This window comes from Actinoalloteichus fjordicus (genome assembly GCF_001941625.1).
Classification (GTDB): Bacteria; Actinomycetota; Actinomycetes; order Mycobacteriales; family Pseudonocardiaceae; genus Actinoalloteichus_A; species Actinoalloteichus_A fjordicus.
On sequence record NZ_CP016076.1, the window covers coordinates 2,548,202 to 2,569,520 of the forward strand.

Sequence of the window (21,319 nt, forward strand, 5' to 3'; positions counted from 1 at the left end):
CCGGACGCCCCTCCCCGACATCCGGGCGGTGACCCACCTTGCCGCCCCCGGCATCCCCAGGCTGGCGCGTGGACCTCCACTCCAGTGGAAGTTGACAAGGCTCGATCTTCAGGTCAGTTGAGCCGTCGTCAGTGGAAGTCTAGGGTTGAGACAGAGGTTTTTTCAACCGGGGTGAAGATGTTGCTCCATTCGTGTTTCTCATGAGTGGAGATCGGACTGGGGAGTGGTCACCGTGGCGGTGTCGGACACGCAGGGCGAACGTAGCCTGGCCGACAAGCTGAACTACCTGTTCAGCAAGGTCCGCGTGGCGGGCCAGGCCGAGTACAGCAACGAGCACGTCGCCGCAGCCATCAGGGAACAGGGCGTCAACATCTCGCAGAGCTACATCTGGGCGCTGCGCAAGGGACGCTCCGACAACCCGACCAAACGCCACCTGGAGGCGCTGGCGAGCTTCTTCGGCGTGCCGCCCGCCTACTTCTTCGACGACGCCCACGCCGCCCGCGTCGACGCGCAGCTCGACCTGATCACCGCGCTGCGCGACGCCGACGTCCGCGACGTGGCCCTGCGGACCATGGAGCTGGACGACGACGCTCGGCGGTCGGTGGCCCGCATCGTCGCCGAGATCAGCCAGATCCGAGGACTCCGTCCCGGCGGCCCGGCGGGTCAGAACACCTCGCCCTCGGCCCCGGACGCCTGACGGCCGCCGACATATGACGGGCGGGCGTGACAAAATCGAGTATGGCCTCCACAGGGTGCAGTTCACCCCTCCCGTGTGTCTTCGCCTTGCTCGAGGCTGGGCACCGCCGCTGATCAGGGAGGCGATGACCCCGATGCACTATCAGGAACTGCGGCGGCGTTGCCAGGACCGCGTGCGCAGGCTGGACGAGGAGGCGGGCATCCCGCGCCCCTTCGAGCTGCGCGTGTTCCTGGATCGGCTCGCGGAGCAGCGGGGACGGCCGATCCTGCTGCATCCGAGCGAGCACGTCGCGGGTCGCGCCTGCGGTCTGTGGCTCGATCTGGGCGACGCCGACGTGATCGCCCACGCCATGACGACCCCGCTGCACGTGTGGCACATCGTGCTGCACGAGGTCGGTCACATGATCTCCGCGCATCGGGGCGGGCAACTGCTCGACCGGGACTTCCTGCGCAGGCTCGCACCCGACGTCGACCCGGCCGTGGCGGTGCGCATGATGGGTCGCACCTCCTACTCGGAGATCGAGGAGCAGGAGGCTGAGATGATCGCCTCGCTGATCCTCGAACGTGCGCGCCATCGAGGCGGGGAGACCGTCAACGACCCCGCCTCGCCACAGGCCGCCCAGATCGCCGACCGGTTCTGCGACGTGTTCGGCGGCTGAGCGAGCACGTGACGTCGAGAGGCCCGACAGGCACACCCGTCGCTCAGCCCGCTCGGCAAGGAGATCGATCCGCATGGTCACGCTGCTCTTCCTCAGCGTCTCGGCGCTGACCTTCCTCGCCGCCGGATACCGTGCGTATCGGGCGTTACGTTCCGTCGGCGATCGAGCGAATCCGGGACGATGGGCCTTGGCGGGCCTGCTGGCCGCGCTCGGCTTCGCCTTCTTCGTGCTGGCGCCCGCCGTGCAGGAGATCGAGGGCCGGATCTACCCGAATCTGGGCAGGCTGCTCTCCAACACCGCCACCCTGACGGCCGCGCTGTCCGCACTGGCACTGGTCCTCTACCTCGCCTACCCGGCAGCCCAGGCGCGGACGCGCCTACCGCGACACCTGATCACCTACGGGGTCTCGATCGTCGCGATGTGGGTGTTGTTCTTCCTTGCCGACATCCCGGAGAGTCGAGGACTGTTCTCCGAGTACTACGCGACCCATCCCACCCTGGCCTGGTACGTCCTCGTCTACTCGGCCTATCTCGGCGCGGTGCTGATCGACCTCGGCCGGATGACCCTGCGGTACTCCTCGGCCACCCGAGGCCCGCTGCGCCTCGGTCTGCGGCTGCTGGCGCTCGGCTGTCTTCTCGGGCTCTCCTACATCGGCGAGAAGCTGGTCAGCACCATCCGGCAGACGCGGAACGGGCCCGACGAGACCGCCGAGTTCTGCGTGCATCCCTTCGAGAACTTCGGCTGCACCATGGCGGTCGGGATGCCCGCCATCTCGGTCCTGGTGATGCTGCTCGGGATCTCGCTGCCGGTCATCGTCCCGGCGGTGGTCCGGGCCGCGCGGTGGCCGCGGGAGTACCGGGTTCACCGTGAGCTCCGGCCGCTGTGGACGGCGTTGTACACGGCGGTGCCCGAGATCGCCCTGACCTCGCCGCAGGCCGTGACGGGCAGCTACGCCCGTCGGGACGTCGGGATGCGGTTGTACCGGCGCGTCATCGAGATCCGCGACGGAGCGCTCGTCCTGCGGCCCCATCGTGACCCGGCGGTGGAGGCGCAGGCGGCCGAGCGGGCGCGAGCGTCGGGCATCGACGGCGACGAGCTGGCCGCGACGGTGGAGGCCGTGGGGCTGGCGGCGGCGATCGAGGCCTTACGGCACGGCAGCCCTGCCCGAGACGGCGAGGCGGAGGAGTCTCCGGTGGGACGTACCGAGATCGAGCCGGAACTGCGCAGCGAGGCCGCCTTCCTGCGGCTCGTCTCGCGGGCCTTCGTCTCCTCTCCGCTGATCTCGGAGCTCGTGACCCCGTCCGGCCCTGATCGGTCGGACGAGACCGCCGCCGACTGATGCCGGATCGCGGCGGCCCGCCTCCGCCGGGCCGCAGCCCGCTCTGGCCGCTCGGCTCAGAGCCGGGCCGCGGCCGGGACGAGTCGGGCCCCGATGATCTCCAGCGGAGTGATCGAATGCACGTCGGGGACCGCCCCGATCACGCGGGTGATGCCCAGTTCGGCGGCGTCGCCCATGGTCGTGAGCAGTGCGTCGACGTTCTCTCCCCGGCTGCCCACGTCGAGCGGGAGGATCATCGTCTTCTCGATGTCGTCGTAGTCCCGTCCCTCCCGCTCGCAGTGCTCCCGAAGCACCGCCAGCTTGTGCGCCAGCTCGGGTCCGGGGAACAGGTTGCACGCCTGGGCGTACCGGGCCACCAGCCGCAGCGTCTTCCGCTCGCCCCCGCCCCCGACCATGACGGGCGGGTGCGGTCTGGACAGCGACTGCGGTGAGTTCAGCGGCCGGGCCAGCCGGAAGTGGGCGCCGACGAACGGCGACTCGTCGTCGGACCACATCCGCAGGGCGATCCGCAGCGTCTCCTCGAGCTGCTCGAACCGCTGTGCTCTCGGCGGGAAGGGCAGACCGAGCCCGTCGGCCTCCTCCTGATACCAGCCCGCGCCGATCCCCAGCTCGGCACGCCCGCCGGAGAGCACGTCCAGCGCGGTGACGGCCTTGACCAGCACGGCGGGCGGCCGGTAGGTCGCGCCGGTGACCAGGGTCAGCAGCCGGACCCGTGACGTGTGCGCGGCGAGGAAGCCGAGCGTGGTGTACGCCTCCAGCATCGGGTCCTCCTGGGGACCCAACGAGCTGAACTGGAAGAAGTGGTCCATCACCGCGATCGAGTGGAAGCCGGTCTCCTCGGCCGTGCGGGCGACGGCCGCCAGCTCGGCGCCCAGTCTGCCGGGACCGTCGGGCCAGGCGAAGCGGTTGATCTGAAGACCGAGTTCCATGCCGGGTCCCCTCTGGTGCTCGACGTGGCGTGCCCGCGTGCCCGCCCGAGTCAAGCACGACCCGTCAGACCGTGCTGATCGTCCGCTCCCCGCCTGCTGCGCAGGCCGGATCGGCCCCTGACGTCGGAATGCCCCGCCGCCGCTCGGGAGTGAGCGGTGACGAGGCATTCGCGTACGTGCGGTGTCACGGCCGTCGAGTCCGACGCCCGCAGCGCGTCCTCAGTTGATCTTGACGCCCTTGGCGGTCTGGAAGCGCTCGGTGACGTCCGCCCAGTTGACGATGTTCCAGAACGCCTTGACGTAGTCGGCCTTGACGTTCTGGTACTGGAGGTAGAAGGCGTGCTCCCACATGTCCAGCATCAGCAGCGGGTAGCTGCCCGCGGGCAGGTTGCCCTGGTGGTCGTAGAGCTGTTCGAGCAGCAGCCGCTGCCCGAGCGCGTCCCAGGCCAGGATCGACCAGCCGGAGCCCTGGATGCCCAGTGCGTTGGCGGTGAAGTGCGCCCGGAAGCCGTCGAAGGAGCCGAAGGCCTCGTCGATCGCGGCGGCCAGCTCGCCGTCCGGCTTGTCGCCGCCGTCGGGCGAGAGGTTCGGCCAGAAGACCGAGTGGTTCACGTGGCCCGCGAGGTTGAACGCGAGGTTCTTCTGCAACAGGTTGACGGTGCCGAGCTGGTTCTTCTCCCGGGACTCCGCCGCCTGCTCCAGCGCGTCGTTGGCGCCCTTGACATAGGTCGCGTGGTGCTTGCTGTGGTGCAGCTCCATGATCTTGCCGGAGATGTGCGGTTCGAGTGCGCCGTAGTCGTAGGGCAGGTCCGGAAGGGTGTACGTCACGAGTAGCCACCTCGCATTGGTCTGTGGACGTAAGTCGCAGTAGATCAGCCCTAACGCTAAACCCGTAGAGCCCCCGTCTCACCTCGGGGTAGTCGCGACCCACCCCGTCCGTGCGGCGAGACACGTGCCGATCTTGAAACATCGGCCTAACCGCTCGGTAGCACGACGACGGCATCCTGGGCGTGTCGGCCTGCCGTCCACTCGGGGATGGACGACTGGTCCCTCACACACGGTGAACGGCAACCCGGACTTCGGCCGCGCCGACCCGTTCGGCTGCACCACCTGGTCGGTGGACGACTGAACCGGTCCGGTGGGCTAAGGCCGGAGCGTCTCCCAGCCGAACACGAGCGAGACGGTCCACAATCGAAGGCCGGGATCACCGACACAACGACGTGTCGTCATCCCCGATGGAGGTGCCACCGCTATGAGCGCTGATACGGCGACGGAGTCCGATGCCCGTTCGATCAGCACGCCGCCCAGCACGATCCTGCCCACGGTGCCGTGCAGCGTGGTCTGGAGTCGTGGCCACGCCTACGTGCTGGAAGGCGGGCCGGGGCAGGCCCGGTGGGTCGGCGTGGACGACCGGGGCCGCCCCATCGTGTTGACCAGTGCCGAACTCGCCCAGCGCGGGTGGAGTCGTACCTGGTCGTAGGGACACCACGCACGCCCGCCGTCGAACCGGTGTGACAGGCTAGGAGCCTTGGCGGTGGGTCGGGCGGGTCCGGTGAGAGGGGACGCCTGTCGTCGTCTGGGGTGACGCAGGGGAGGCGTAGTGGGCGGCGATACCGGCATCGCCAGGCGCAGCGGGGCGGAGGCCTTTCTCGGCCCGGAGTTCGGCGACGGCATCTGGAACGCGATCCGCAACGACCGGCTCCTCACCGTGCCCAACCTGCTCAGCCTGCTCAGGCTGGTGGGCGTGCCGCTGTTCCTGTGGCTGCTGCTCGGTCCGCAGTACGACATGCTCGCGCTGCTGGTCCTGGTGTTCAGCGGGATCACGGACTGGCTGGACGGCAAGATCGCCCGCTGGCTGAATCAGTCGAGCGCGCTCGGGGCACTGCTCGATCCCTCCGTGGACCGGCTCTACATCTTGTCGACGCTCGTGGCGTTCATGATCAGGGGGATCGTCCCCTGGTGGCTGGTCGCCGTCCTGGTCGCCAGGGAGATCGTGCTCGTCGCCGCGCTGCTGATGCTCAGACACCACGGCTTCGGGCCGCCGCAGGTGCACTACCTGGGCAAGGCGGCCACCTTCACCCTGCTCTACGCGTTTCCCCTGTTGCTGCTCGCCGAGGGCGACTCCGCCTTCGCGGCGATCGCCAGCCCGTTCGGCCTCGCGTTCACGGCCTGGGGCTGCCTGCTCTACCTCTGGTCCGGTGCGCTGTATCTGATCCAGTTCGGCGGGGCGATTCGGCGCCTGCGCAGCTCCGCGCCGGGCGACGTGGCGGCCTGAGCGCGGCGATGACGCCTCAACGGGGCTCCCGCGCAGTCGGAATCGATCCCGTCGGGCATGATTTCCGGGGACGGCCCTGTGTGGGCGTGCGGCGGACTTGGCAGGATGATGCTGACACTCGGCGGGCGGGGCAGTGATGCCGACGGCCTCGCCGTCGAGTGGCGGAAGTAGTCCCTGGCGCGTCACCGTCCGTCCGTACACAGTGGACGGTCACGCCGAAGGAGAGTTTCGATCGGAGGCAGGATGTCGTCGGTTCCTCAGGAGCTGCGCTTCACCCAGGACCATGAGTGGCTCGCGTCGGGCGACCAGGACACAGTGCGCATCGGCATCACCGACTACGCGCAGCAGCAGCTCGGCGACGTGGTGTTCGTCCAGCTTCCCCAGGTGGGAGAGAACATCTCGCAGGGGGAGACCATCGGCGAGGTCGAGTCCACCAAGAGCGTCTCCGACGTCTTCGCGCCGGTGACCGGCGAGGTGGTGTCGAGGAACGACGAGCTGGAGGAGAGCCCGGAGCTGGTCAACTCCGACCCCTACGGGGCAGGGTGGATGATCGAGGTAAGACTCGCCGACCCGAAGGCGTTCGAGGAGCTTCTCGACGCCGACGGGTACAGCGAGCTGATCGCCGGCCAGGAGTGACGGCGGTCTGTCCTTCTGTCGCCGTCGACCGACGGCGACGGGGTGCTTCAGCCGCCGTCGACCGACGGCGGACGTCCATGGTGAACAACCTGATCTCGGGAGTCGGGCCACGTGCGCTCTGATCGGCAAGGTAGTTTGAGACGAGCTTGGCATCGTTTATTCAGCAGGAGGAGAGCTCAGGTGAGCACGAACGACGGGCCCGGCGTTCCGCCGGAGCGGTCCCCGGAACAGACCTCCGTCTTCCGGGCCGACTTCCTCAGTGAGGTCGAGAATCCCGAGCATGCCGCACCGGAGCCTGCGGTCTCCGGCATCGACGCACTTCCCTCCGGGTCGGCACTGCTCGTCGTCAAGCGGGGGCCCAACGCGGGCTCCCGATTCCTGCTCGACCGGGAGACGACCAGCGCAGGCAGGCATCCGGACAGTGACATCTTCCTCGATGACGTCACGGTCTCGCGGCGACACGCGGAGTTCCGTCGCGAAGGCGGCGAGTTCGTCGTCGTCGACGTGGGCAGCCTGAACGGCACCTACGTCAACCGCGAGCCGGTGGACACGGCGGTGCTCGCCAGCGGCGACGAGGTGCAGATCGGCAAGTTCCGACTGGTGTTCCTGTCCGGCGTGTCCGGGGGTCAGGAACCACGGTGACCGCGGCCGGGCGGTCCGAGCGCGGTGCCCTCAGCATCGGCATGGTGCTCTCGCAGCTTCGTGCCGACTTCCCTGAGGTGACCATCTCGAAGATTCGATTCCTCGAATCCGAAGGCCTCGTCCGCCCGGCACGTACTCAGACCGGTTACCGACAGTTCAGCGAACAGGACGTCGAGAGACTGCGGTTCGTCCTCAGTGCGCAGCGTGACCACTACCTGCCACTCAAAGTGATCAAGGAACAGCTGGTGGCTGCCGACCGAGGAGTCGAGCTGGCCCTGCCTGAGGCAGGGCGGGCGCCCAAGGGCGTCACAGGTCATGGATTGCCGAGAGCGTCGGACTTCGCGAGTGGTGGCGAGATGCGGTTGACCAGGGAGGAGATGCTGGCAGCCGCAGGCATCACACCGGCGCTGCTCGCGGAGATGGAGCAGTACGGGCTGGTGAGGCCGGGGCAGGCCGGGTTCTACGACCCGGACGCGGTGGAGATCGCCCGCACGGTCCGTGCGGTCACCGCCTTCGGCATCGAGCCCCGGCATCTCCGCGCCCTGCGCAGTTCGGCGGATCGACAGGTCGATCTGCTGGCCCAGGCGGCGACGCCGATCGCCAGACAGCGCGACCCCGACGCGGGCGCGCGGGCCGAGGAGACGCTGCGTGAACTGGCGGCCTTATCGGTCCGGCTGCACGCGCTGCTGGTCAAGACCGGGTTGCGTGATGTGATCGGACGATGAACTCGGTCGCGGGCCGGTATCGGTCTGCTTCTCGTTCGCCGAGAATGAGAAGCGTATTGCGCTCATCGCGGGTAGCGTCGAAGACGACGGCAGGCGATCCTCGATGGTGTGACGTCGTGGTGTGGTTCGCGGGAGGAGGCGAGACCCGATGAGCAGTGAGATGCGCGTCGTGGGCGTACGGGTGGAACTGCCCGCAAACCAACCCATTCTGCTACTGCGTGAGACCGAAGGCGAGCGGTACCTGCCGATCTGGATCGGTTCGGTGGAGGCCACCGCGATCGCGCTGGAACAACAGGGTGTCCGCCCGCCGAGGCCCCTGACACACGACCTGCTCAAGGACGTCATCGGGGCCCTCGGCCGAGATCTGGAGCAGGTGCGGATCACCGACCTCCAGGAGGGCACCTTCTTCGCCGAGCTGGTGTTCGACGGCGACATCCGGGTCTCGGCGCGCCCGAGTGACTCGGTGGCACTGGCGTTGCGCATCGGGGTGCCGATCCACGCGGACGAGTCGGTGCTCGCCGAGGCGGGCCTGATCATCCCGGACGAGCAGGAGGACGAGGTCGAGAAGTTCCGCGAGTTCCTCGACTCGGTCTCCCCGGAGGACTTCCGAGGCGCGGACACCTGAGTGAGTCGGGGGCTCCTGCTGCCCGCCTGCCTGCCGGAACATCGTCTGCCGATCCGAGCCTCGTCGTGGCGCTGTCGCCTGCGTCGTCGGTGGAACACCGCGAACACCTGGTCTCGCCACTCTCGTTCGGAGCCGCACCTCCGCCGTCCCGCGCCCACCGACCGGCGTCGCCCGTCGGCCTGCGGTGTCGCCGAGACCGTCGACGCTGCCGCGAGGGCTCCTGTGCCGTCCGGAGGCGCTCCCGTCGACTCCCGGTCGGCTCCGGCCACCGCCTCTCGGCCGGATCGCACCGTGATCGGCGCTTATCGGCCATGGTCTGCCATCGGCGCGTCACACGTCGCTCGGCGGCTCCGCGCGTCGCGTTGACCTGTCCTCACCACGGTCTTACGGTCGTGGTCAGACGGATGTCATCTGGAGCACCCCTTCAGGTCATCATGGCGGTCTCGGGACGTGCAGGCGATCATGAGGCGCATCGTCGTCGGCCTTCAACGGCCGCACGAGAGGAGGCAGGCGTGACTGAGGATTCGCCGGTCTGGTCGACCTCCGGTGAACAGGGCGAGCTGTTTCCCGACGAGTCGCTGCCGGACGAACTGGTCGGCTATCGCGGGGCGGCCGCCTGTCAGATCGCGGGCATCACCTATCGGCAGCTCGACTACTGGGCGCGAACGGGCCTGGTCGGTCCGTCCATCCGCAGCGCCCACGGCTCCGGCAGTCAACGGTTGTACTCCTTCAAGGACATCCTGGTGCTCAAGGTGGTCAAGCGACTGCTGGACACCGGGGTCTCCCTGCAGAACATCCGGGTCGCGGTCGAACACCTGCGGCGCCGGGGTGTGCCGGATCTGGCGCGGATCACGCTGTTCAGCGACGGGACCACCGTCTACGAGTGCACCTCTCCGGAAGAGGTCGTCGATCTCCTCCAGGGCGGTCAGGGCGTCTTCGGCATCGCCGTGAGCGGAGCCATGCGGGAGATCAGCGGCACCATCCACGAGTTCCCCGCCGAGCGAGCCGACGGTGTGGCGACGCTCGAACCGGACGAGGACGAGCTGGCCCGCAGGCGTCGGGACCGGCGCACCGGTTGAGTCCGTGGGTTCGGCGCGGCTCCTCGGGGTAGCCTTTGCGCGTAGTCGTCAGGGTCGCACCGGGGCTGTTCGACCGATTCCCCAGCGTGACCCGAACCTCGTGCGGGAGAGTCCGCATCACCCGGACGGGTGGTTCGGCGCCGAAGGAGCAACTCCTCCCCGGAACCTCTCAGGCAGCAGGGACCGCACGGGACAGACGCCTCTGGAAAGCGGGTACGCGAGGCGAGGCACGGCCGCCGAGGCCGGTCTTCGCCGTGCTGCCCCGCCGACGGTGCAAGTCCGGCGCGGCCGAGCCGGACGAAGCTCTCAGGCGCCCGTGGTCCTCGAACGAGGACTCTCCTCGGGTGAGGACAGAGGGGGAGGACAACACCTCACACCGCCCGTGGTGGGAGGCCATCGCTCCCGAGTCCTGAGGTTCGGCCATGACGATCTCCGCGCACCGGCCCCGCGAGCGGGCCAGCTCCGAACGACCCGCCCTGTCCGTCCTCGAACAGGGCATCCCCTTCACCGAACGGCACATCGGGCCACGGCCCGCCGAGTTGGCCAGGATGCTGGCGGTCATCGGCGTCGACTCGCTGGCGGATCTCGCCGACCGCGCGGTGCCCGAGGCCATCCGGGACGAGGCGACGGACTCGACGCTGCCCTCGGCCGCGAGCGAAACCGTCGCGCTGCGTGAACTGCGGGACCGCGCCTCCCTGAACCGGGTGTACACCCAGATGATCGGCCTCGGCTACCACGGCACGGTGACCCCGCCGGTGATCCGGCGCAACGTGCTGGAGAGCCCGGCCTGGTACACCGCGTACACGCCGTACCAGCCGGAGATCTCGCAGGGCCGCCTCGAGGCCCTGCTCAACTTCCAGACGATGGTCTCCGACCTGGCCGGGCTTCCGGTGGCCAACGCCTCGATGCTCGACGAGGCGACCTCGGCGGCCGAGGCGATGACACTGATCCGCCGGGCGGGCCGGTCCCGTTCAACCCGTTTCGTCGTCGACTCCGACACCCTGCCGCAGACGCTCGCCGTCCTGCGGACCAGGGCCGAGCCGCTGGGCATCGAGATCGTCGAGGCCGATCTCGGCTCGGGCAGCCTGCCGGACGGCGACCTCTTCGGGCTGCTGCTGTCCTATCCCGGCGCCTCCGGGCGCGTCGTGGACCAGGAGGATCTGATCGCCGAGGCACATCGGCGGGGCGCGATGGCCGTGGTGGCCGCCGACCTGCTCAGCCTCGTCCTGTTGCGCTCGCCGGGCTCGATCGGTGCGGACGCGGTGGTGGGGACCGCCCAGCGATTCGGCTTCCCGATGTGCCTCGGCGGGCCGCACGCCGGTTATCTGGCGGTCCGCAAGGGCCTGGAGCGGCAGCTCCCCGGCAGGCTGGTCGGCGTGAGCGTCGACGCCGACGGCGCGCCCGCGTATCGACTCGCCCTACAGACCAGGGAACAGCACATCCGCCGGGAGAAGGCCACCAGCAACATCTGCACCGCCCAGGTGCTGCCCGCCGTGGTGTCGGCGATGTACGCCGTCTACCACGGCCCGGAAGGGCTGCGTCGGATCGCCGAGCGGGCCCATCGGATGGCGGCCGTGGTCGCGGAGGGTCTGCGCGGCGGTGGTCACGACCTCGTCCATGACGCGTTCTTCGACACGCTGTGCGTCCGGGTTCCCGGCCGCGCGGACCAGGTGGTCGCCGCCGCTCGTGATCTCGGACTGAACCTCCGTCGCGTCGACGCCGATCAGGTGGGGATCTCCTGCTCCGAGACGACCACCCTCGAGCACCTCGACGCGGTGTGGCGGGCCTTCGGGGTGGACGTGGACGCGATCGACGTCGACGAACTGGACGCCGCCACGCCCGACGCACTGCCGGAAGGGCTGCGTCGCACCGAGGACTTCCTCACCCACCCGGTGTTCCATCGGCACCGCTCGGAGACGGCCCTGCTGCGGTACCTCCGATCGCTCTCCGACAAGGACGTGGCCCTGGACCGGAGCATGATCCCGCTCGGGTCCTGCACCATGAAGCTGAACGCCACGGCCGAGATGGAGCCCATCACGTGGCCCGAGTTCGCCGAGCTGCACCCCTTCGCGCCTGCCGACGACGCGGCGGGCCTGCTGTCGATCGTCGGCGACCTGGAGCGCTGGCTGGCCGAGATCACCGGCTATGACGCGGTCAGCATGCAGCCCAACGCCGGCAGCCAGGGGGAGTTCGCCGGGCTGCTGGCGATCCGTGCCTACCACCTGGACCGGGGCGAGCCCCGGCGTGAGGTCTGCCTGATTCCGGCCAGCGCCCACGGCACCAACGCCGCGAGCGCGGTGATGGCCGGGATGCGGGTCGTGGTCGTGGCCTGTGACGACGCGGGCAACGTCGACCTGGACAGTCTGCGGACGCTGGTGGACGTCCATCGGGACGACCTCGCCGCCATCATGATCACCTACCCGTCCACGCACGGCGTCTACGAAAACACGGTCCGCGAGGTGTGTGCGCTGGTGCACGACGCGGGCGGCCAGGTGTACGTGGACGGGGCGAACCTCAACGCGTTGATCGGGCTGGCGCGGCCCGGCCGGTTCGGCGCCGACGTCTCGCACCTCAACCTGCACAAGACCTTCTGCATCCCCCACGGCGGCGGCGGCCCCGGCGTCGGGCCCGTCGGAGTTCGACAGCATCTCGCGCGATTCCTGCCGGGGCACCCGCTCCAGCCCTCGGCCGGTCCCGCAGGCGGGGTCGTCGGGCCGGTCAGCGCGGCACCCTGGGGCAGCGCCGCGATTCTCCCGATCTCCTGGGCGTACGTGCGGATGATGGGCGCGGACGGGCTTCGACAGGCCACGCTGACCGCCGTCGCCGCGGCGAACTACGTGGCCCGGCGACTCGCCGAGCACTACCCGGTCCTCTACACCGGCCAGGGCGGATTCGTCGCCCATGAGTGCATCCTCGATCTGCGTGGTCTCACCAAGGCCACCGGCGTCACGGTGGACGACGTCGCGAAGCGGCTCGCCGACTACGGGCTGCACGCCCCCACGATGTCCTTCCCGGTTCCCGGCACGTTGATGGTCGAGCCGACCGAGAGCGAGGACCTCGCGGAGCTGGACCGGTTCTGCGCCGCGATGATCGCGATCCGGGCCGAGATCGATCGGGTCGGCGCGGGGGAGTGGCCCGCCGAGGACAATCCGCTGCGCAATGCGCCGCACACGGCCGAGTGCCTGACCGGCGAGTGGTCGCACCCGTACAGCCGCGCGGAGGCGGTGTACCCGGCGGGGCACGGCAGTCAGAAGATCTGGCCGCCGGTGCGGCGGATCGACGGGGCTCGCGGCGACCGCAACCTGGTGTGCTCCTGCCCGCCGTTGGAGGCATACCAGGGCTGAGCCGGGCCTGCTCCGCGCGAGTGCGACCGGGCGCCCGGCGGCTTCGTGCCGTGTCGGGCGCCCGGAGTCTCGCCGTCGATCCACCGGACGAGGCTCGCCGGCTCCGGGGAGCCCGCAGCTCCCGCAGCACAGGAGACGTGCCGCCGGAGCGGCCGGTCTCCGCTCCGCGCCCCGGCGTAGGTTCTCCCGGCTGCCCTCGCCGGCGTCGCCCGACGGGCCCGGCCCGAGGTTTCTCGCCCGGACCGTCCACGTCTCGCGGACAGGGCAGGCCGAGTCGTCGGCGTGACCGGCTGCCGGACGGCAGGTGACGTCAGCCGATCCGGCTGCTCCCGACGGGAGGAGGGGTGCGGCGCGGGGGAGAAATCGGGTGCGTCGGCGACGGTTAGGCTGTCAGGATCACAAGACCGTGTGATCGGCGGCGTCGTACCTCCGACGGCCGACCGGTGATGACCCGAATCCCGGCGATGGAGCTTTGAAGAGATGCACGACCCGCGCGTTCTGCTCGATCCGGCCACCGACGCCGTGCGCAAGCTCGCACGACGTGGCTACCAGCTTGACCTGACGCGACTGGAGACGCTCCTCTCCGCCCGGAACTCCGCCATCCAGCGTGCCGACGAGGCCCGCGCCGAGTCGAAGAAGGTCGCCGCCTCGGTCGGCCAGGCGGCCAAGCGCGGCGAGGACATCACCGCGCTGCGGGAGCACGCCAAGGGGCTCAAGGGCAGCATCGCCGAGGCGGAGGAGGAGCATCAGCGCCTCGACGCCGAACTCACCGAGTGGATGCTCGGCATTCCCAACCTTCCGGACGACCGGCTGCCCGACGGTGCCACCGACGAGTTCGCCGAACTGGTCAGCACGTGGGGCGAACAGCCCGAGTTCGACTTCGAGCCCGCCGACCACGTCGACGTCGGCGAGCGGCTCGGGATCTTCGACTTCCCCCGGGCGACGAAGCTGGCAGGCCCGCGCTTCGTGGTGCTCAAGGGCGTCGGCGCCCGGCTGGAGCGTGCGCTGGCGAACTTCTTCCTCACCCTGCACACCGAGGAACAGGGCTACACCGAGTTCGGCTTGCCTGCCCTGGCCAATCGGGCGGCGTTGACGGGTAGCGGGCAGCTCCCGAAGTTCCAGGACGACCTCTTCGCCACCGGCGTCGCCGATCGGGAGCTGTTCCTGGTTCCGACCGCCGAGGTCCCGCTGCTGAACCTGCACGCCGACGAGATCCTCGCCACCGAGGAGCTGCCGTTCGCCTACACGGCGCACACCCCGTGCTTCCGGTCGGAGGCGGGCTCCTACGGCCGAGACACCCGAGGCCTGATCCGGATGCACCAGTTCTCGAAGGTCGAGCTGGTCCGCTTCTGCGAGCCTGCGGAGTCCGACGCGCAGCTCAGACTGATGCTCTCCCACGCCGAGGAGTGCCTGCGCAGGCTCGGGCTCGCCTACCGGGTGGTGGCGCTGCCCGCCGGTGACATCGGCTTCTCGGCGCAGTTCACCTACGACATCGAGGTGTGGCTGCCCAGCCAGGGCCGGTATCGCGAGATCTCCAGCGTCTCGGACTGCGGCGTCTTCCAGTCTCGACGCGCGGGCATTCGGACCAGGACCAAGGACGGCAGGCGGGGCCTGGCCGCGACGTTGAACGGCTCGGGCCTGGCTGTCGGCCGGACCATGGTGGCGATCCTGGAGCAGAACCAGCAGGCCGACGGCTCGGTGCGCGTTCCAGAGGCGCTGGTGCCGTTCCTCGGCACGGACGTCCTGCGGCCCTGACGAGGTCGGCTCCGCACGGCCTGCCACGCGCGCGGCGCCGACCCGACCGGGCTGACACGGGTCGGCCTGCGTGGCTGGTCGGCGGCCTGGCGGTCGCAGCGTCGTGACCGTGTCCGGTGCGGGTCGGGGAGAGCGCTCAGCGCTCGGCCTGGCCGTGCCAGGACTCGATCAGTTCCTGGCTGGTCGGGCCGTCGGCCGAGGCGAGATTGGCGTCCGGCGTGCTCCAGCGGACGCCGGGCGCGGGGTTCGGGTAGTACATCACTGCGGTCACCCGAAAGCCCGCCTCGGCCAGTACGCGCTGTTGGTCACGGTGCCGGAGGAACTCGCCGAACTGCTGTGTCGCCCGGCTGAGGGTGGTGTCCCGCTCGCCGCCGTTGATCGCGACCAGGGGGTACTCGACGCGTGGGTTGGCGCCGCCGGGCATGAAGCCCGCGATCGGGGTCTGGGGGGCCTGGTCGCCGTCGAGGCCGAGATTGCGGCGGTAGAGATCCACCTCGGCGACCGGGGCGGCGTGGAAGGCCTCGGCGCCGGGATCGGTCGTCCGGCCCAGCACGGTCAGCGCCTCGCGGGTGGTCGGGGGCACCTCCCTCGGCTCGTTGCGCCACAGCCGCCCCAGGGTGTCCTGGGCACCCTGTTCCGCGAGGGCCTCGGAGGTCACCGGCCCGGTTGCGTCCGGACCCGCGAGCACGCCCTCCAGCGCCAGCCCGGTCGCCGGGTTGGTCGCCGGGTCGGGCAGCACCAGCACGAACCGGCCCCAGGCGTCCTGCTCGAAGCGGCTCCAGCCCGAGGGCTCCTCGACCAGGTCGGACACCTCCGACCAGCGCAGACCGCCGTGCAGGCGCACGGCGTGGGCGGCGGGCTCCGACATGCCGAGCAGGATCGGGCTCGTGGCCAACACCAGCGGTTGGGAGCCGATCAGGTCGCCGCGCTGTTCGGAGAGCTGCTGCACCCAGCGCAGCGAGTCGGGCACCCACGCGTCGGGGCGCGCGCCGTGCTCGGCTTCGTCCCAGTCGTCGACGAGTCCCCGCAGCACGTCGGCGGAGCGATGGGTGGTCACCTCGACCCTGATGCAGTAGTCCTGTACGACCGGTCGCGTCGCGCTCCACTCCTGGGCCGACTCGATGAGCGGGGCGGCCATCGAGTCCTCGGCGGCGATGCGCAGTGTCTGATCACCCTGCGGGCAGCTCGCCGCCTCGGCGTCGGCACGTCGCTCGACCATCGCGCCGAGAGAGGACCAGCCGACGTATCCGAGCGTCGAGATCAGGAGAACCGCGATGACCGCAAGGGGCCACCCTGCTACTCCGCGGAGTCTGAGTCCTGAACCACGGTGTCGAGCCATTCGGCTCCCCTTCACGCAGAAGAGCGAAAGTTGTTTTCGCTAAGTAACGAGAACGGACTGGTGAGAGCGGGTCCCCGCCCGCTCGGCCGAAAGCTACGCTAACAGGTGAGGGATTCCGGTCAAGATCCTTACGGAGGTGCCCTCACCCAGCCGTGATCCTTTGCTGCGTCCCGACGACTCGACGACGCGATGTGGTCGGCCTGCCACGAGTCTCGGCGAGAAACGGTGAAGGAGTGCCCGCAATCAGGCACCCCTTCACCGGTCATGATCCGATCGAACCGATGATCAGTTCGCCGGGCGCGGGATGCTCCTGACGTGAGTGCCGTCGCGGACGGTGCCGACGTACTCCTCGACCAGGTCCTCCAACGCCACGACGCCCAGCACCTCGCCCTCGGCGCCCACCGCCGCGGCCAGGTGACTGTGCGCCCGACGCAGCGTGGTCAGTGCCTCGTCCAACCGCATGTTCGCGGGCAGCTCGGGCAGGCTGCGGACGCGGCCCGCCGTCACCGGCGCGCTGCGGTCGGCGTCGGCCTGTTCCAGCACGTCCTTGACGTGTAGGTAACCGACCAGACGTCCGTCGCCTGCCTGCACGGGGAACCGGGAGAACCCGGTGCTGGAGACGGCCTGCTCCACGTCGCCGATGCTCGGGTGCTCCGGGATCGTGGTCAGTTCCGCCACCGGCACCAGGACGTCGCCCACGGTCCGCTCGGCGGAGGACAGCGTCTTGGCCAGCCTCCGGTGCTCCGAGTCCTCCAAGAGGCCCTCGCGTCGTGACTCCGCGAACAGGTTGGTCATCTCCTGCGCCGTGTAGGCGGAGGCGAGTTCGTCCTTCGGCTCCACCTTCATCAACCGCAGAATCCCGTTCGCCGCGATGTTGAACGTCCCGATGAGCGGCCTGGTGACCCGCACGAAGCCCACGTGTGCGGGAACTAGCCACATCGCCATCTTCTCCGGTGCGGCGATGGCGAGGTTCTTCGGCACCATCTCACCGAGCATGATGTGCAGGATGTTGATCAACGACAACGCGATCACGAAGGCGATCGGGTGCAGCAGCACCTCGGGAACGCCGAGGGGCTCGAGCACCCGCTCCAGCTGATGAGCCACGGCGGGCTCACCGAGCGCACCCAGTCCCACGGTGCACATGGTGATGCCCAGCTGTGCTCCCGCCAGCATCAGCGAGATCTCCTTGCCTGCCTTCATCACCGTCTTCGCCCGCTTGTGTCCCTGTTCGGCCAGGCCTTCCAGCCGGTCGCGACGGGAGGACAGCAGGGCGAACTCGGCACCCACGAAGAAGAAGTTCAACACCAGCAGGAGCACCGCGACGAGCACGGCCATTCCGTCGCTCATCGGGTACCCCTCTCACTGTCTTGCGCTGTGGCGTGGGCGACGTCGGCCCGCTCGCCTGCGTGGCGGTCGCCGGAGTCGTCGGACTCGGCGACTCTGGCGACGCGAAGCTCGGCGATCCGCCTGCGGTCCATCCGCAGGACGGTGAGCAGCCAGCCGTCCAGCCGGACCTCGTCGGCGACGTCGGGAATCCGGCCGAGCCGATCGAGCACGAAGCCCGCGAGCGTGTCGTAGTCGCCCTCCGGGATCTGCAACCCGGTCGCCTCGGCGAGCTCGTCGTCCCGGAGCAGGCCGGAGGCCACCCAGGTCTGATCGCCCATCGGTCGGATCGGAGAGATCTCGCGGCGATCGTGCTCGTCACGCACGTCGCCGATGATCTCCTCGATCACGTCCTCGAAGCTGACCAGTCCGGCGGTTCCGCCGTACTCGTCGACCACGAGCGCGAGCTGGAGCCCGGAACCACGCAGCCGGTCGAGCAGTGTGTCGCCCTCCAATGAGTCGGGCACGCTCGGCACCGGCCTGGCCAGCGAGGCGACGAGCGTCGCCGCCCGTTCGGCCGGCGGCAGGGTGAACGCCTGCTTGACGTGCACCACCCCGCGCACGTCGTCGAGGTCGCCTCCGTGGACCGGGAATCGGGAGAAACCGGTCCGGTGGGCGATCTCCAGCAGGTCGACCGCCGTCGACTCCGCCGTGAGCGCGGCGATGCGCACCCTCGGCGTCATCAGCTCGCCCGCCGTCCGGTCGCCGAAGCGCAGCGAGCGGTCCAGCAGACTGGCGGTTCCCGCATCCATGGTCCCCTGCTCCGCGCTGGATCGGACCATGGAGCCGAGTTCCTCCGGGGAGCGCGCGGAGCGCAGCTCGTCGGCAGGTTCGACGCCGAGCTTGCGCACGAGTGCGTTCGCACCGTTGTTGGCCAGGTTGATCAGCCCGCGGAACAGGCGGGTGAACCACGAGTAGATGCCGGTCACCGCTCGAGCGGTCTCCAACGGCCTGGCGATGGCCAGGTTCTTGGGCACCAGCTCGCCGAACAGCATGGACAGCGAGGTGGCCACCACCAGTGCCAGGACGACGGAGACTCCCGTCGCGGCGGAATCGGACAGTCCGATCCCGCCGAGAAGGGGGCCGAGGAGATCACCGATCGCGGGTTGTGCGAGGAAACCCGTGGTGACAGTGGTGACGGTGATGCCGAGTTGAGCACCCGAGAGCTGGAAGGACAGGGTCCGATGTGCGTGTTGGACCATCTTCGCCCGCTTGTCGCCGACCTCGGCGACATGGGTGTCGATGGTGCTTCGCTCCAGCGAGGTGAGTGCGAACTCGGCCGCGACGCAGATGAAGGTGCCTGCGGTGAGTAGAACGACCAATGACAACAGCAGGATGTTGATCAGAATCTCGTTCACCGGGCGCACCCTTGCGGGGCGCGCGGGACGGTCTGGCAGCCGGGATCTTCGCCCGGCTCGCTACTGCTGCCGGGTGACTCCGCCTTCTGCACGGAAGTCTTCACTCCTTTTTCACCTAGGCCGACGTTCGGAGACGTTCGCGCCCGAGGTGTCGGCACGCGGCACGTCGAGGTCCGTCGGGGATTCGGAACGCTCATTGTAGGGCTTGGCCCGGTCAGCACAGCGCCGAACGGCCTAGTGGCGGGCCGACGTCTGGGCGATTGATCCCGATCGGACGCTGGCGAAGCAGGTGTGTCGCCCTCGGCGCAAGCCGCCGTTCGGCGTAATGTCAGCCTGCGGGAGCGCCTCGTCGGGGGCCGCGGCAGGTGGGGAGCGGCGTGACGGAGAACAAGCGGGCCGAGCCCGCCGAGCGGGGTTTCTTCGGTCATCCGCGCGGGCTGGCGACGCTGTTCTTCACTGAGATGTGGGAGCGATTCTCATTTTATGGGATGAGAGCGATTCTGGCGTTCTACCTCTATCGCTCGGTGACCGAGGGCGGCCTCGGCGTGGACCAGGCCACCGCGCTGGCGCTGGTGGCGGCCTACGGCTCCGCCGTCTACATGGCAAGCGTCGTCGGCGCCTGGGTGGCGGATCGCCTCCTGGGCACTCAGCGATCGGTGCTCTACGGCGGCATCCTGATCATGATCGGCCACCTCGTGCTTGCGCTGGTCCCCGGGCTCGCGGGCGTCGGATCGGGGCTCAGCCTGATCATCGTCGGGACGGGCCTGCTGAAGTCGAACGTCTCCGCGATCGTCGGGACCCTCTACGGCCCGGCCGACGAGCGACGTGACGCAGGCTTCTCGATCTTCTACATGGGCATCAACCTGGGCAGCTTCCTCGCCCCGCTGCTCACCTCGTTGGCTGCGGAGCGGGTCGACTTCCACCTCGGCTTCGGGCTCGCGGCGGCGGGCATGGCGCTCGGGCTCCTGCAGTACGTGCTGGGCAGGCGGCATCTCGGCGAGGAGGGGCGGCGACCGAGCAACCCGCTCACGGCGGTCGATCGACGCAGGCTCGTCGCCAGGGTCGGCCCGCCCCTCGCGGTCGCGGTCGTCGTCGTGCTGTTCATCCTGTTCACCGGCCGCTTCACCATGACGGGGCTCGTCGCCGTGCTGAGCCTGCTCTCGGTGCTGCTGCCGATCGTCTACTTCACGGTGATCCTGTGCAGCCGCATCACCCCGGTCGAACGGGATCGAGTGCTCGCCTTCATCCCGCTCTTCCTCACCAGCGTCGTCTTCTGGATGCTCTTCGAGCAGCAGGCCACCGTGATCGCCGCCTTCGCCGACAGCAGGGTGAACCTCTCCCTCGGCGGGTTCGACATCCCGCCGGGCTGGTTCCAGTCGGTGAATCCGGTGGCGATCATCCTGCTCGCCCCGGTGTTCGCCACGGTGTGGACGCGGCTGGGCGATCGCCAGCCCGGCACCCCGCGCAAGTTCGCGGGCGGAGTCTTCTTCGTCGGACTGTCGTTCCTGGTGATGATGGTGGCGAGCACCACGGGGGACGGCGCCGAGGTCGCGCCGCTCTGGCCCGCCGTGGCGCTGGTCGTGATGACCTGCGGAGAGCTGATGCTCTCTCCGGTGGGGCTGTCGGTCAGCACCAAGCTCGCGCCTGCCGCCTTCTCTGCGCAGATGGTCGGCCTGTTCTTCCTCTCGCTCGCCGCGGGCTCCGGCATCGGAGCCCAGATCGTCGGTCTCTACTCGCCGGACACCGAACTGCTGTACTTCGGCGTCCTCGGCGGACTGGCCGTGCTGCTCGGGGTCCTGCTCGCCGTCAGCACCCCGATCATCCGCAGGCGGATGCACGGCGTCCGGTGACTCGGCCCCGCTCCCGTCGACTCACTCGGTCGCCCGGTGGCGACGGACGGACTCCTCCACCAGGTCCAGCACCGGCCCCATCGCCTCGGCGGACAGGCCCTTGGCCAGGTGAGACACCAGGCCCTCGAGGACCAGCTCCAGGTACGCGGTGAGCACGTCCACCTCGACGTCGTCACGAAGCTTGCCCGCCGCGTGCTGCCGAGACAGTCGCGCCCGCGTCGCCGCCGTCAGTTCCTGCGACCGTTCGGCCCAGCGCGCTCGGAACTCGTGGTCGGTGCGCAGCCGCCGGGAGACCTCCAGGCGCGTGCCAAGCCAGTAGGCCGGGTGATCGGGCTCCTCTGCGCCCGCAGGCACCGCGATGAGGTCTCGCATCACCTGCACCAGCCCCTGCTCGGCCACCACCTCGGCCATCCGATGGGCGTCGTCCTCGGCCAATGCCAGGAACAACGACTCCTTGTCACGGAAGTGGTGGAAGATGGCGCCCCGCGACAGACCGGTGGCCTCTTCGAGACGCCGGACGGTGGCGCCCTCGTACCCGTGCCGGGTGAAGCACGTCCGCGAGCCGTCCAGGATCTGGCGTCGGCGGGCGTCGAGATGATCTTGGGTGACGCGTGGCATGGGGAGATCGTCGCAGTGCTCCCGAGGAAAATCCAACACGTACGTACGTCTTGGGTGTCCATTGGTA

19 protein-coding genes and 1 riboswitch are annotated in these 21,319 nt (G+C 69.4%); of the genes, 13 read left to right on the plus strand and 6 right to left on the minus strand.

Translation table 11 applies throughout. The features are described 5' to 3' along the window. The first annotated feature begins 232 nt into the window (after positions 1 to 232). The 3 genes from UA74_RS11420 (at position 233) to UA74_RS11430 (ending at position 2,694) form a co-directional block, all read left to right on the plus strand. Positions 233 to 697 (plus strand): helix-turn-helix domain-containing protein, encoded by a 465-nt coding sequence (locus tag UA74_RS11420; RefSeq protein WP_157434122.1) that lies wholly within the window; start codon positions 233 to 235, stop codon positions 695 to 697. Between the two features lie 124 nt (positions 698 to 821). Next, on the plus strand, positions 822 to 1,355 hold the full coding sequence (locus UA74_RS11425) for a hypothetical protein (RefSeq protein ID WP_157434123.1): 534 nt from the start codon (positions 822 to 824) through the stop codon (positions 1,353 to 1,355). Between the two features lie 73 nt (positions 1,356 to 1,428). After that, a complete protein-coding gene (locus tag UA74_RS11430) occupies positions 1,429 to 2,694 on the plus strand; it encodes an MAB_1171c family putative transporter (protein WP_075740236.1) in 1,266 nt (421 codons plus the stop codon). 56 nt (positions 2,695 to 2,750) lie between these two features. Here the strand turns inward: UA74_RS11430 and UA74_RS11435 are convergent, their stop codons facing one another. Beyond that, the gene (locus UA74_RS11435; protein WP_075740237.1) at positions 2,751 to 3,623 is read right to left on the minus strand and encodes an LLM class F420-dependent oxidoreductase; all 873 of its coding nucleotides are present in this window, start codon (positions 3,621 to 3,623) and stop codon (positions 2,751 to 2,753) included. A 219-nt stretch (positions 3,624 to 3,842) separates the two neighbouring features. Further along, entirely contained in the window at positions 3,843 to 4,451 is a 609-nt protein-coding gene (locus UA74_RS11440) for a superoxide dismutase (protein ID WP_075740238.1), read from the minus strand. A 424-nt stretch (positions 4,452 to 4,875) separates the two neighbouring features. Here UA74_RS11440 and UA74_RS11445 point away from each other — a divergent pair, with 424 nt between their 5' ends. From UA74_RS11445 to serS, 9 genes are all read left to right on the plus strand, one after another. Further along, on the plus strand, positions 4,876 to 5,103 hold the full coding sequence (locus tag UA74_RS11445) for a hypothetical protein (protein WP_075740239.1): 228 nt from the start codon (positions 4,876 to 4,878) through the stop codon (positions 5,101 to 5,103). A gap of 192 nt (positions 5,104 to 5,295) precedes the next feature. Continuing rightward, complete coding sequence (locus UA74_RS11450; protein ID WP_075743686.1) at positions 5,296 to 5,898, plus strand: CDP-alcohol phosphatidyltransferase family protein; 603 nt, start codon at positions 5,296 to 5,298, stop codon at positions 5,896 to 5,898. Between the two features lie 243 nt (positions 5,899 to 6,141). Continuing rightward, a complete protein-coding gene (gene gcvH, locus UA74_RS11455; RefSeq protein WP_075740240.1) occupies positions 6,142 to 6,534 on the plus strand; it encodes a glycine cleavage system protein GcvH in 393 nt (130 codons plus the stop codon). Between the two features lie 180 nt (positions 6,535 to 6,714). Continuing rightward, the gene (gene garA / locus UA74_RS11460) at positions 6,715 to 7,176 is read left to right on the plus strand and encodes a glycogen accumulation regulator GarA (protein ID WP_075740241.1); all 462 of its coding nucleotides are present in this window, start codon (positions 6,715 to 6,717) and stop codon (positions 7,174 to 7,176) included. Next, a complete protein-coding gene (ftsR, locus tag UA74_RS11465) occupies positions 7,173 to 7,901 on the plus strand; it encodes a transcriptional regulator FtsR (protein ID WP_198042990.1) in 729 nt (242 codons plus the stop codon). The genes garA and ftsR overlap by 4 nt, the downstream gene beginning before the upstream one ends. Positions 7,902 to 8,049: 148 nt before the next feature. After that, entirely contained in the window at positions 8,050 to 8,526 is a 477-nt protein-coding gene (locus UA74_RS11470) for a bifunctional nuclease family protein (RefSeq protein WP_075740242.1), read from the plus strand. 512 nt (positions 8,527 to 9,038) lie between these two features. After that, on the plus strand, positions 9,039 to 9,605 hold the full coding sequence (locus UA74_RS11475; protein ID WP_075740243.1) for a MerR family transcriptional regulator: 567 nt from the start codon (positions 9,039 to 9,041) through the stop codon (positions 9,603 to 9,605). 93 nt (positions 9,606 to 9,698) lie between these two features. After that, positions 9,699 to 9,801, plus strand: a riboswitch (glycine riboswitch). A 226-nt stretch (positions 9,802 to 10,027) separates the two neighbouring features. Continuing rightward, complete coding sequence (gene gcvP, locus UA74_RS11480; RefSeq protein WP_075740244.1) at positions 10,028 to 12,949, plus strand: aminomethyl-transferring glycine dehydrogenase; 2,922 nt, start codon at positions 10,028 to 10,030, stop codon at positions 12,947 to 12,949. Positions 12,950 to 13,429: 480 nt separating this feature from the next. Next, on the plus strand, positions 13,430 to 14,704 hold the full coding sequence (serS, locus tag UA74_RS11485) for a serine--tRNA ligase (RefSeq protein WP_075740245.1): 1,275 nt from the start codon (positions 13,430 to 13,432) through the stop codon (positions 14,702 to 14,704). A 136-nt stretch (positions 14,705 to 14,840) separates the two neighbouring features. Here the strand turns inward: serS and UA74_RS11490 are convergent, their stop codons facing one another. The 3 genes from UA74_RS11490 to UA74_RS11500 form a co-directional block, all read right to left on the minus strand. Then, complete coding sequence (locus UA74_RS11490; protein WP_075764351.1) at positions 14,841 to 15,923, minus strand: substrate-binding domain-containing protein; 1,083 nt, start codon at positions 15,921 to 15,923, stop codon at positions 14,841 to 14,843. A gap of 405 nt (positions 15,924 to 16,328) precedes the next feature. After that, complete coding sequence (locus UA74_RS11495; RefSeq protein ID WP_075740247.1) at positions 16,329 to 17,390, minus strand: hemolysin family protein; 1,062 nt, start codon at positions 17,388 to 17,390, stop codon at positions 16,329 to 16,331. Beyond that, positions 17,387 to 18,784, minus strand: coding sequence for a hemolysin family protein (locus tag UA74_RS11500; protein ID WP_083683128.1), 1,398 nt, complete (start codon positions 18,782 to 18,784; stop codon positions 17,387 to 17,389). The genes UA74_RS11495 and UA74_RS11500 overlap by 4 nt, the downstream gene beginning before the upstream one ends. 377 nt (positions 18,785 to 19,161) lie before the next feature. Between UA74_RS11500 and UA74_RS11505 the strand changes: the two genes are divergently transcribed. Further along, on the plus strand, positions 19,162 to 20,634 hold the full coding sequence (locus tag UA74_RS11505; protein WP_075764353.1) for a peptide MFS transporter: 1,473 nt from the start codon (positions 19,162 to 19,164) through the stop codon (positions 20,632 to 20,634). Between the two features lie 21 nt (positions 20,635 to 20,655). Here the strand turns inward: UA74_RS11505 and UA74_RS11510 are convergent, their stop codons facing one another. After that, entirely contained in the window at positions 20,656 to 21,252 is a 597-nt protein-coding gene (locus UA74_RS11510; protein ID WP_075740249.1) for a TetR/AcrR family transcriptional regulator, read from the minus strand. Positions 21,253 to 21,319: the final 67 nt, after the last annotated feature.

What these genes read in the sequence shown, in the direction of transcription:
- UA74_RS11425 (WP_157434123.1), top strand. Translation starts at nt 822, where the DNA reads ATGACCCCGATGCACTATCAGGAACTGCGGCGGCGTTGCCAGGACCGC.
- UA74_RS11430 (WP_075740236.1), top strand. Translation starts at nt 1,429, where the DNA reads ATGGTCACGCTGCTCTTCCTCAGCGTCTCGGCGCTGACCTTCCTCGCC.
- UA74_RS11435 (WP_075740237.1), bottom strand. Translation starts at nt 3,623, where the DNA reads ATGGAACTCGGTCTTCAGATCAACCGCTTCGCCTGGCCCGACGGTCCC.
- UA74_RS11445 (WP_075740239.1), top strand. Translation starts at nt 4,876, where the DNA reads ATGAGCGCTGATACGGCGACGGAGTCCGATGCCCGTTCGATCAGCACG.
- gcvH (WP_075740240.1), top strand. Translation starts at nt 6,142, where the DNA reads ATGTCGTCGGTTCCTCAGGAGCTGCGCTTCACCCAGGACCATGAGTGG.
- UA74_RS11470 (WP_075740242.1), top strand. Translation starts at nt 8,050, where the DNA reads ATGAGCAGTGAGATGCGCGTCGTGGGCGTACGGGTGGAACTGCCCGCA.
- gcvP (WP_075740244.1), top strand. Translation starts at nt 10,028, where the DNA reads ATGACGATCTCCGCGCACCGGCCCCGCGAGCGGGCCAGCTCCGAACGA.
- serS (WP_075740245.1), top strand. Translation starts at nt 13,430, where the DNA reads ATGCACGACCCGCGCGTTCTGCTCGATCCGGCCACCGACGCCGTGCGC.
- UA74_RS11490 (WP_075764351.1), bottom strand. Translation starts at nt 15,923, where the DNA reads ATGGTCGAGCGACGTGCCGACGCCGAGGCGGCGAGCTGCCCGCAGGGT.
- UA74_RS11495 (WP_075740247.1), bottom strand. Translation starts at nt 17,390, where the DNA reads ATGAGCGACGGAATGGCCGTGCTCGTCGCGGTGCTCCTGCTGGTGTTG.
- UA74_RS11510 (WP_075740249.1), bottom strand. Translation starts at nt 21,252, where the DNA reads ATGCCACGCGTCACCCAAGATCATCTCGACGCCCGCCGACGCCAGATC.